Source organism: Palleronia sp. (genome assembly GCF_042089775.1).
In the GTDB taxonomy this organism is placed as follows: domain Bacteria; phylum Pseudomonadota; class Alphaproteobacteria; order Rhodobacterales; family Rhodobacteraceae; genus Palleronia.
The window spans coordinates 1-10096 of sequence record NZ_JBELKF010000100.1; the positions used below are offsets into that span (position 1 = coordinate 1).

Annotated in this window: 5 protein-coding genes, 1 tRNA gene and 1 pseudogene; 2 read left to right on the forward strand and 5 right to left on the reverse strand. The window is 60.0% G+C overall.

The features are described 5' to 3' along the window. On the reverse strand, positions 1-1225 hold a 1225-nt coding region (locus tag ACFDS3_RS17025; protein WP_375263551.1), incomplete at its 3' end, for a hypothetical protein. Positions 1226-1533: 308 nt separating this feature from the next. Between ACFDS3_RS17025 and ACFDS3_RS17030 the strand changes: the two genes are divergently transcribed. Both ACFDS3_RS17030 and ACFDS3_RS17035 read left to right on the forward strand, forming a co-directional pair. Next, positions 1534-1623, forward strand: a tRNA-Ser gene (locus ACFDS3_RS17030). A gap of 125 nt (positions 1624-1748) precedes the next feature. Beyond that, entirely contained in the window at positions 1749-3035 is a 1287-nt protein-coding gene (locus ACFDS3_RS17035; protein ID WP_375263552.1) for a tyrosine-type recombinase/integrase, read from the forward strand. On the opposite strand, the gene ACFDS3_RS17040 is transcribed toward ACFDS3_RS17035, so the two are convergent. From ACFDS3_RS17040 to ACFDS3_RS17055, 4 genes and pseudogenes are all read right to left on the reverse strand, one after another. Next, on the reverse strand, positions 3032-6394 hold the full coding sequence (locus ACFDS3_RS17040; RefSeq protein ID WP_375263553.1) for a type ISP restriction/modification enzyme: 3363 nt from the start codon (positions 6392-6394) through the stop codon (positions 3032-3034). The genes ACFDS3_RS17035 and ACFDS3_RS17040 overlap by 4 nt on opposite strands. A gap of 225 nt (positions 6395-6619) precedes the next feature. Then, positions 6620-6949 carry a hypothetical protein gene (locus ACFDS3_RS17045; protein WP_375263556.1) on the reverse strand — a complete coding sequence of 110 codons (330 nt, stop codon included), beginning with the start codon at positions 6947-6949 and terminating at the stop codon, positions 6620-6622. A gap of 130 nt (positions 6950-7079) precedes the next feature. Continuing rightward, positions 7080-7688 (reverse strand): annotated as a pseudogene (locus ACFDS3_RS17050) (MobA/MobL family protein); the annotation flags it as partial. Positions 7689-8007: 319 nt separating this feature from the next. Then, the gene (locus ACFDS3_RS17055; protein WP_375263555.1) at positions 8008-9129 is read right to left on the reverse strand and encodes an AAA family ATPase; all 1122 of its coding nucleotides are present in this window, start codon (positions 9127-9129) and stop codon (positions 8008-8010) included. Positions 9130-10096 lie beyond the last annotated feature (967 nt).

Consider the following 10096-nt stretch of genomic DNA (forward strand, 5'->3'; position numbering starts at 1 on the left):
CGGCCATCGCCCTCGCCGCTACCGTCATCTTCTGGTTATGAGTCCAGAGCCTACGGTGACGGGCGGCGAAGAACTCGAGCTCCAAGCGGGAGGTCGGAATTTCTTGGTCGGAACCGAAGTAACCAGAGCATCCAAAGACCTTCCTGGCCGTGCGAATAGCCGTGCGCTTGCGAGGCCGTGTTCCCTTGCGCCATGTCCCGTCGTAGTGTCCGGCTGCCAAGCTCTCTTCGAGAAAGTCCGGTGTGAGTTGAGCAGTGTTCGTCATTTCGAGTGCGTCAAGCATCGTAAAGTCTCCAAATTTGTAAGATGATTCAGGAAGATGCGGGCGCAGGCTCACCGCAAGGAGCCGCCGCAAATCGACCCGGTTGCAGCCAAATTGGGGCTGGAGGGCCAGTTTGACGCAAACAGGGTGTCGGTGCCTTGAACCGACCAACAGGATGTGAGCGTCAAAATCGGTGGCCGGGGCGGCCATGCCATCGTTCCGAGGACCGGCTTTCTGGTATTCGGAAGAAGAAATTTCACTGGTGTCATGACGACTCCGCACCGGCCGCGTGCCATTCCAGGGCCTCTTCGAGTGTCGGACGGAAATGGTGTTGCTTCCCGATCTGGACGGAGGCGAGGCGACCTTTCGAATGGTCGCGGTAATACTTGGACCTGTCGCGCCGCTCATTTTTCGGTTTCGCGCGATCCAGCCTTCAAGTGTCAGCAGATCAGCAGACAGGATTTTCCGGCATCCCGCTGACGCGGAGATCCAAACCGTGTGCGGCTCGGAAAATCCCTCGCACAGGAGAGCGTCTGTTATGGGAATGCGAAGGCCCGCTTCTGGACCTGGATTGACCCCGGAGTCGCGCAGGATGTCCCGAACTACGTCTGGCCCAACCTTCCAACGGCTTTCCAGGCTCTTCTTGATGAAGCTCGGGAATTGGGTTCTCTGAAGCGCGAGGGCGAGAATGCGGGTCTGGCTGGCGCTGCGCTTCGCTGGGCCCAGCAAGGAAGCCGGCACCGGTTCGAAGCGTGAGCATAATTCAGAATCTTCTCTGGCCGCGTGTGTGGACGTGTCACGGAGCAGCTGGGATCCAAAATCGCTGGCCGAGTGCGCGGCCTCTGATGGCCGTCCCTGGAGCCCGGTCGCTGATGCGCCCGACGGCTCATGAAGGCTTGTTTGGCGATTGTCGGGCGAGCGCCCGCGGCCACATGTCTTCGCTTCTCGCTGTTCGACGCTCATCTTCGATCCTCCGTTGCCCGGAGGAGATCGGTTCGGCGCGGGAGGGGCGGAAACGCGCGGCCGCGAAACAGCGAACTGCCAGCGCGCCCTCGCGTCTGGGGGCTCAGGACCCGGACACGGACTCGCCTGTGCGTCGTGGCCCTCGCAAAAATTATTCCCTTAGGGCGATGACCAAATCTTGCCCATAACCGTCGTAATCCTCGGCCTTTCAGCGCCATTTCAAGGGGTTGGGGCGTCATCCGACATTCTGTCGAATGAGTCGAATTTCGCCTTGTAATTCCGTGGTTTGCGCCGCTATACCCGTCGGCGGAGACGTGGCCGAGTGGTCGAAGGCGCTCCCCTGCTAAGGGAGTAGGCGGGAAACCGTCTCGAGGGTTCGAATCCCTTCGTCTCCGCCAGTTTTCCCGGCTTCGGCCGGATTGGGCGCTAAATGAGCCCACATTTACTGGTTCTTGACAGGTTCTCATCAACATCTGGCCCCTAACCTCCCGCAGAAGATGTGGGATAGAATGAGGGTCGAGATATGGATGGTTCTTCTATCACAGAATCAGGGCGGCGGGTGAAGTCTGGGCCACACGTCGAGAAAAAGCTGAACGTCGCACTTGTGAGGAAAGCGGGCCCGGGTCGGCACGCCGATGGCGGCGGTCTATACCTGCATGTTGATCCGTCCGGAGCACGGCGGTGGATACTGCGAACGGTCGTTCGCGGACGCAGACGGGACTTCGGACTCGGATCGGCAAATCTGGTGACGCTGGCAGAAGCGCGGGAGAAAGCTTTCGAGCTTCGCCGTATTGCGCGCAGCGGCGGCAACCCGAAGGTTCGGACGCGCGAGGATGAGGGCAAGGCAACGACCTTCGAGGAGCTTGCCAAGATTGTTCATGAGCGGAAGTTCAAGGACAACAAGAACAACGGTAAGCACATCGCGCAGTGGCTTCGGACGCTTGAAACTTACGCCTTCCCGACACTGGGCGGGCTGACCATCTCCGAGATTCATCAGGACGACATCGAAGCGGTCATTGATCCGATCTGGACGACGAAACCAGAGACCGCGCGCCGGGTGCTTCAACGGATTTCCGTCGTCTTCGATTTCGCCTGCGGTCGTGGATACCGGACAACGGGGAACCCCGCCACCGGAATGCTCAGTTCGATGCGCCCGCAGCGACAGAAGACACAGCATTTTTCAGCGATGGACTATCACGACCTGCCCGAGTTGATGGAGAAGCTGGCCCGACAAACCGTTGTCGGTGCGCTGGCGCTTCGTTTCACCATTCTCACCGCCCTGCGTTCAGGTTCAGTGCGGAACGCTTGCTGGGACCAGTTCAACGAACTTCTCACTGAATGGACCATCCCGGCGGAGTTGATGAAAACCCGCAACGAGTTCGTTGTTCCGATCACGACCCACGCCCGCGAGGTGCTGCTGGCGGCGCGAGAACACAGAACCAAGGCGAGTCCGCTCGTCTTCCCTTCGCCCAGCAATCCCAAGAAGCCGATTTCGGACAACACGATGCGAAAGCTGCTTCAAGCACACGTGCCGGGGGTTACGGTTCATGGTATGCGAGCCGCGTTCCGAACGTGGGCACGCGAGGATGCCGCCGCTCCTGATGACGTGGCCGAAATGGTGCTTGCCCACGCCGTCGGATCAAAGACCGTCCAAGCCTACAATCGCGCCATGCTGATCCACGAGCGCCACAAGCTGCTTGAACAGTGGGGAATGTGGGCGATGGGCGAGGTAGAGTTGTATGCGGACCCAGAGATGCGCACGGCGGAAGTGAATCGCCGCACGATCCAGATTTTCGCGGAGGAAGATTAGAAAACCATCTCGTCCTGCCGGTCGTCGCCGGGACGGCTCGTCGCGGCGCTGGCGTCGTCGAACACGCCTTGCGCCCGCAGGATTTCCGCGTCGATCAGCGGGCCGGAACAGACCTTGTCGAGCAGCTTGGATTGTTCTGGCTCCAACTGCGTCAGCAAGGTCAGGACGTGAAGCAGGTTCAACAAGTCCTCTGTATAGATCGACGGCCAACTATCCGGCTGAACCTTGTCCAGCGGCGACGGCGGGCGGCGGTCGCCGATCATCGGGCGGCTGCGATCAAGACGCCGGTAGCTGAACCACTGGTCTATGACGTTCTTGCCGGAAACCTCATATGCGCGCACCTCGGGCGACACGTTCTCCACGAAGCCTTCGCCAACGTGAAGGCGTCGCGCGGCTTCGTCATAGCGCAGATTGTTGGGAAACTTGGCTGGCTCCGTGGGGATTGCCCCGGCGGCTGGCATCGTCGGACCTGCGGGAGCGCGGGGTGGCCCTGACGGGCGACCCGCGCCGGGATCGTCGAAGCGTTCGCCATAGGTGTGAAGCCAGATCACCTTTCGCCCGATCTCGACTGCTTCGGAGAAAGTGTCTGCCCTGGCCGTCAGTGGGATGCGTAGGCCAGGTTGAATGAGATCGGTTTGAAAGCGGGCTGTGTAAGCGGGATTGGCCGCCACGGCGGCGATGTAAGCCAGAAGGTCGGGCGCGGCCACAGATGCCCCCAAATCGCGTGTCAGGCGGTTCAATAGGGCCGAACGGATATTGGGTTTGCTGGCATCTCGGGTTGCCCATAGCGGGAACACCCTTCCACCGAATGAGCCCTTGTAGTGATGCTGGTCGGGCATAATACCGGCAAAACTCAGGGCAGGGCCTGCCGTCGGCGAATGAGCCATAAGAGCAGTCAGGAATACCTGTTGGTCGCTGTCCGCCGCCCAAAGCTCTGGTCGCGCGGACAAAAGCAGGCGGTTATCGGGAATGATCCACTGGCGATCCAAGGTGCGGAAGGCATAGCGGATGGGCGGAATAGACTCGCCCGTGTCCGACGCTACCGTGTAGTTGCGGAACTCGTAGCCCGGCAGGCCATCGCGCACGACCTTCTTGGTATGTCGGTCGGCCAATTCACCGCCCCGCATGGTCGGGTGGAACAAAACCTCTTTCCGCTTGAGGTCGGTCTCGTCCCGCATAAGCCGCCAGCGCTTTCGCAGACTTTCGGCGTCGGGGGCAATGACCCAAGTCCGCCCAGATAGGACGCCTGAACTCTCGGTCAGGAAAATGTCGCCAAGGGGCGCGGCAGACCCCCAGACACCTTCGGCGGCGGGCAGGAAAGGCGCACGGGGCTGGTTCGAGCAGATTTCCCACTCGGCGTCGTTTAGCCCGATCGCAGCGAGGGCGGCGAACTTATCCCTGCGATTCTCGGTGGGCAGGCGACGGAATCGCACGGTGGCAGGGTCAGGAGTTCCGGCGTCGCTGTTCCGAGCGGCGATGACGATACAGACGGGTTGCTGCACGCCTTGAAAGATCCGGCTATTGACTGGCGGTTGATAGCCCTCGGGTGTGGCGTCGATCACCCAAATTTCGTCAGCGTCCCGGCGCAGGTCCGCGCGCATCTTCTGGAATCCCGGCCCGTTGAGAAAACCGGCCACGGTGATGAAACACACGATGCCTTTGCGATCAGGACGCGGCGTCTCGCCCTCGGCGGGCGGATCGCCGAAGACCTTCCATGTCGCCCACCGCCAGAAATAGACATAGAGGTTCTTGAGATGCTTGAGGTGCGCGCCGGCGTTCCATTCCGGCGGCGTGTCCTTGCCCCAGGCATTCATCAGCGGAGCCTCGCCGGGTCTCCCTTCCTCGACCCAGCCACCGCGTCCCTTGGCTTTCTCTTTGTAGGGCGGGTTGCCGATGACGACGGTGATGGGTTCCTGCCCCTTGATGCGGTTGGCTTCCTCGTAGCTGTCGGTGAGCGGCGCAAAGAGCGATGGTAGGCGTGTGCGGGATTCGTCGGGGTCACTGAGCGTGTCGGTGACGAACAGACGTGGCGAGATGTCACTTCGCCCGGTCAGTTCCACCAGCTCACTGATGAGACGAAGCTGCGCGACCACGAATGGGCCAAACTGGAGCTCGAACCCGATCAGCCGCTTTGCCACCGCATCAATGACACCCGGAACGGCACCTGCGCCAAGGTCGGCTTCGACACGCTGGACGACATGCCGCAGGATGCCGAGAAGGTAGGTGCCTGTGCCAACAGCGGGATCGAGCACGACAACTTCGTCGGCGCGCAGTCCGCCGGAAAGTCCGAACCGCTTTGGGTCGCGCAGGGCTTCGTCGGTTAGCCTGACCATAGCCTGAACCACCTCAGGCGGGGTGTAGTAGGAGCCGGTGAGCTTGCGCAGCTTGTTGTCGTAGTTCTCAAGAAAGAACTCGTAGAAATAGAGCCAGGCATCGTCGTCACCCTTGGAAACTGTCGGCCAATCCACGACCTCTAAGACACGGGTCAGGGTTCGGAGCGAAACGCTCAGGGTGTCGGGATTGGCTGTCAAGAAGCCGAGTGCGGTGCCGATCAAGCTATCGGTGCTACGCAGCTCGCCAGCCGCGTGGTCGATGCCCTCTGTGAGGCTGACGCCCCGCGCACGGGCCATCAGCAGGCCGAATACGACCGCCTGCGCGTAGCCATCCGCAAACTCCTTGTCATCGGCTTCTGGGAACAGGATTTGCCGCCAGTCGGCGCGGATGGCTGCGAACTTCTTGTCCTTGGCTTCGAGCCGTTCAATCACCTCGTCGCGCAGCAACCGGCACAGGCGCGCTGACATCCGCGCCAACTCGCGCGCGTTGCGCGGGGCCGTCGGTGTCCAAGTCAAGAAGCTGTGGAAGGCTGATTGAAGCTCAGGCGGGGCCGTGAGGGAGGCACCAGCCGAATGCACATCGCCAGACAGCTTGACGATGCCGGACTTCGAACCTTCGGCCTGAAGCTCGCCATCATGCCAGACGGAAAATTCGTTGCCGTCGGTGTAGATGAGGTTCGGGAGGGCCTTCAGCTTCTCCCATTGCTTCTTGTCATGGGCGTTCGTGAAGCGTCGCGGGTCTGCGCCTTTGCCGGGCGCCTTGATCTCAATGAAGCCAAGCAACTCGGATGCCTTGCCGTGCTTTCGCATCACGGCAAAGTCAGGTCGTATGGCGAGGTCCGGCATCGGCGTTTCCGGAACGAGAAAGATCGCTCCGGCGGGCAGTCCGCAAATCTCGGCGATGCCGGGAACGAGTATTTCAAGTGGCGCGCGAAGCTGTTCTTCGGGCCGACCCGATACGATAGAGGAAAGGCGCTTCTGCGCCTCCATACCAAATCGGGCAACCAAGTTGTTGAAATCGGACACTGCTTCCCCTCGACGCTCTTTTTTTCGAGGCTACCCCGGCGTGAATCCGCTTCGCAACCGATGATTGACAGCTCGCCGAAAGTTATCTTTCGGTCGCTCGTTCCCGACGGTTCCTCGGCCTTTTTCGCGTCTCGATTCCCACCTCCACCATCGGACCCACCGGTAGGGCGTGGCGGCGACCACCAAGAGTCGCAAGCCGCGCCCGGAGCTCGTCGCGCAGGAGGATCAGTTCCAGAAAAACACGCCTGACACGATCACGCCGAACAGGAGGCCAATCAGGCCGCACAGGAGCGGCGCTGGGAGGTCGCCTCTCTGTTGAATCGGCTGGGCCTCGATGCGGGCTGACTTGAGCCGGAGCGCCTGTTCCAGTGCGCCAAGGCGGCTGCTGATCTCCTGCTGCCCCTTGCTGAGGTTGGCAAGCGTTCTGGACTGGGCCGCCGTCTCCGAAAGGGCCTGAGCCACTCCGCTGACCGTCCTTTCGGAATGGCGGGCGGCGGCTGTAGCCTTCTTCCTGATTTCCTCGATCTGTGCTTCCCAGTCGATTGCCTGTGTCATTTTTTTGCTCCATGGTGAGTTGGTTGATTTCCCGGATCACGTTGTTCGCATTGGCGCGGGTTCGCCCCGCGTCGATACGCCTCCATTCCGGCTTGCTGGTGGTTCTGGTGTTTTCACGCATGGCCATTGCGCGGGATGCGGGGCCTTCGTGTATCTCGGGAATGCGGTCGATACCCCGTTTCTCGAATGAGAGGTGGCTAATGACGCAGTCAGGCCCGAAGCCCCATTCGCTCATTTTCCGATTGTGAATATCGGCCCAACGCTCCGCCCATATTTCGATCGCGTTCTTTCGCGCCATCCCGAGAACGCTGCGTGGTCGCCCTCGTCCTCCGGTCTTTTCGTGCCGGTCGAATGCCACGAGATGAAAGTGGGGATTGAGTGCGTCGTTTCCGGCCTTGTCATGGATAGCGAGGATGTAGCTCGTCCGTCCCTGTGTAAGGGCCTCGGCAAACACGCGGGCAAGTTCTAAGCGCTGTGCAGGGGAAGCTTCTACGGGGAGTGCCACGATGAACCTTTCACACGCCCTGCCTTTTCGCTTTCGCGCGTCTCGCTCGGTGGCACTTGCATGCTGCTGATCTGTGTCGCTGCCCAACCTCGCACGGACGACTTCCCTCGCGGCTGAAGCGCGGGTTATGTAGCGAAGATGCGCCGCCGTTTGCCCCACTTTCGCAACGCGGCTTGCCGTTTCGCACTTTGGCGAGAACGTTTTCACGGAGTGCCGAAACGAGAACAGTGCCATATCTTGCCGTTTTGGAGGAGGGATAAAATGACTATTTTATCCGTTGTGCGCCTTCAAAACTGGACATAGGAACCACGGCCAATGGATGAAAAACTTTATAAGTCTCTCGACACGCTTCTTGCTCACTCCTCTCGACATTGCGTTCGCTTCCGTCTCGCGGATTACGACTTCTCGGCCATCCCCCTTGCCGACCTGCGACAGTTGGCATCGTCGATGCTGGATCATTTTGAAGGGGAAATGGATCGCCTTCAGTCTGCCAACCGACGACCTGTAGCGGGCGGCGCACCTTCCAGCGAGGAAGGTGCGCCATCTTCATACGTCACTCTGCGGGGTGGCTCGCATTCGCGGTGATTGTTCTGTGTGCGACGCGATACCCCTTTTCACCTCGCTCGGCCTGACCTGCCTTCTCCAGCGTCTCCAGAACCCTTTGGATGGCTCGACGCAGACTATCGGAATCACGGATCTTGTTGAAGGCTGAACCGGACCTGGCTGCGATCTCAGTCGGAGAAAAGAAGGCACCGGGCTCGGACTGTGCAAGTTCATTTAGGACACGCTCGACATCGTCTCGACGCTCTTGCGTGTTCTGTTTCGGCGGATGGTTCGTGTTATCGGCCTTCATTGACTGCGCGAATGACCCCGGTTCCATCGGGACCGCCATCGGCACCGTGACCCGGCATCCCTGGCTGTCAATGCCAACCTCGAGGCTTTGAAGCTTGAAAGGAAGCGTCCCGAGTGCTTGTGCGTTCTTTTGTTTGATCGCATTGAGCAGAACGACCTTTGATGCAGCATCGTCGTTCGATTTGCTGAGCAGACAAAGGCAATCCACGTTTCCATGAAAGGCCGACGATCCTCTCGGACGGTCAGGGTTGCCGTTGCCCGTGTGATGGACGAACACGACTGACGCGTTGGCGACCCGCGCGATGTATCCAGCATTGCCCACGACGGTTCCCATCGCGCTCGATGAGTTCTCATCAGCCTCGCCGATGCATCGGTTCAGGGTGTCGAAGATGACCAAAGCTTGCTCACATTGGTGCTCGGCCATTTTCGCCGCTACAAAGCGAGTGACCTTTTCCGGTGTCTCCGGGTCCAGCAGGTTCGGTGCCCCATGAACGACGTAGAAGGGAGCATGTGCGCAGGCCGGGTCGCGCATGTAGGGGTGCGCGCGGCAAAGAACGCCATACGCATCTTCGGCGGCATAATAGATCACCACCGCGTTTTTGACGGATAGACCGCCGAAGTCGCGCCCTTGCGCCGCGTGCGCGGCGATAGCCGCGGAAATTGTCGATTTGCCGAGGCCGGGTGCGCCTGCAATCATTGCGACCTCACCGGGCTTGAACAAGTTCTTCACGACGAAAGGCATGTCGATGTTTGGGACGAACTGGCCAGCTTTGGTTATGGTCGTCAAAGAAGTAGATTGATGGAAGGAGGACGTGGTGTTCATAGTTTTGCTTTCGCTTTGAGGTTAGTCGGGATTGGCACCGCGCCTCTCCCTCCTGAACAGGACATTGTTCCGAAGGCGACCGGACAAAAACGAATTGGCAAAAAAAGTTTCGGACGGACGGACGGACACCCCGCCCCCTTAGGGGGCGTTGGGGGTGTCCGTCCGTCCGTCCGAAACATCCTTCTCTTGAGGAAACCGAAGCTTCGCCCCGGCCTACTCCATTATGAGGGGTGGGATGCGGGTGGGGGCTTGCGACTTCCTTCTCATAGTGAGATAAATCAACCTGTTAGGCCGGAAGTTGCTCAGCCTTCGTCTCCGCCACTATGCTGGAGTAAGTCGTTGAATGTATGGCGGCTTTCTTCATTTCGCGGTGGTCGCACCCACATCGCAACCCACATCGACTTGCCGTGCTCGTAATTGCCGCTCGGGCGGAGCCCGGCATATGGCCTCACATGAGGGTACAAGGTTTTCACGCAAGTATTGCGGCGGCCGAAGGAAACGTTGCTGAAGAGCCTTGTCCGCACACGCCGCGGCGCAAACGCGGATTGGGACCGACCGGCGCGTTCGAGGGCGCGCGCAAAGTTCTCCGACGCGTTCGTGCCAACAATCAAGAGAATTCGCAGGTAGGGGGCGATTCTCACTCTGCGATTGCGGGGTCGACGATGCGGCAAAGTGGAGAGGCGCCTATGAGCCATCTTAACTCATAGCTGCCGTTCTGCCCGGTGCGACGAGGGCAGTGAATGCCATCGCGCGCTCGATGTAGAACTCTATGCTCGTCCCGCCGGAGCCATCGCAACAAGGGACGAAAAACGGTCGTTCGCAGCAGGCGCTATCGAGCTTTTTCACTTGTGGTAGAAGGCGATCACCGTGAAACCGTGGTTTCCACTTAGTTCGAAGTGCTGTAGAATCTTGCTAGGCTCAGGACCCAATAATCAGGTTGAGGCTGTGCGGCCCGCATGATTCACGG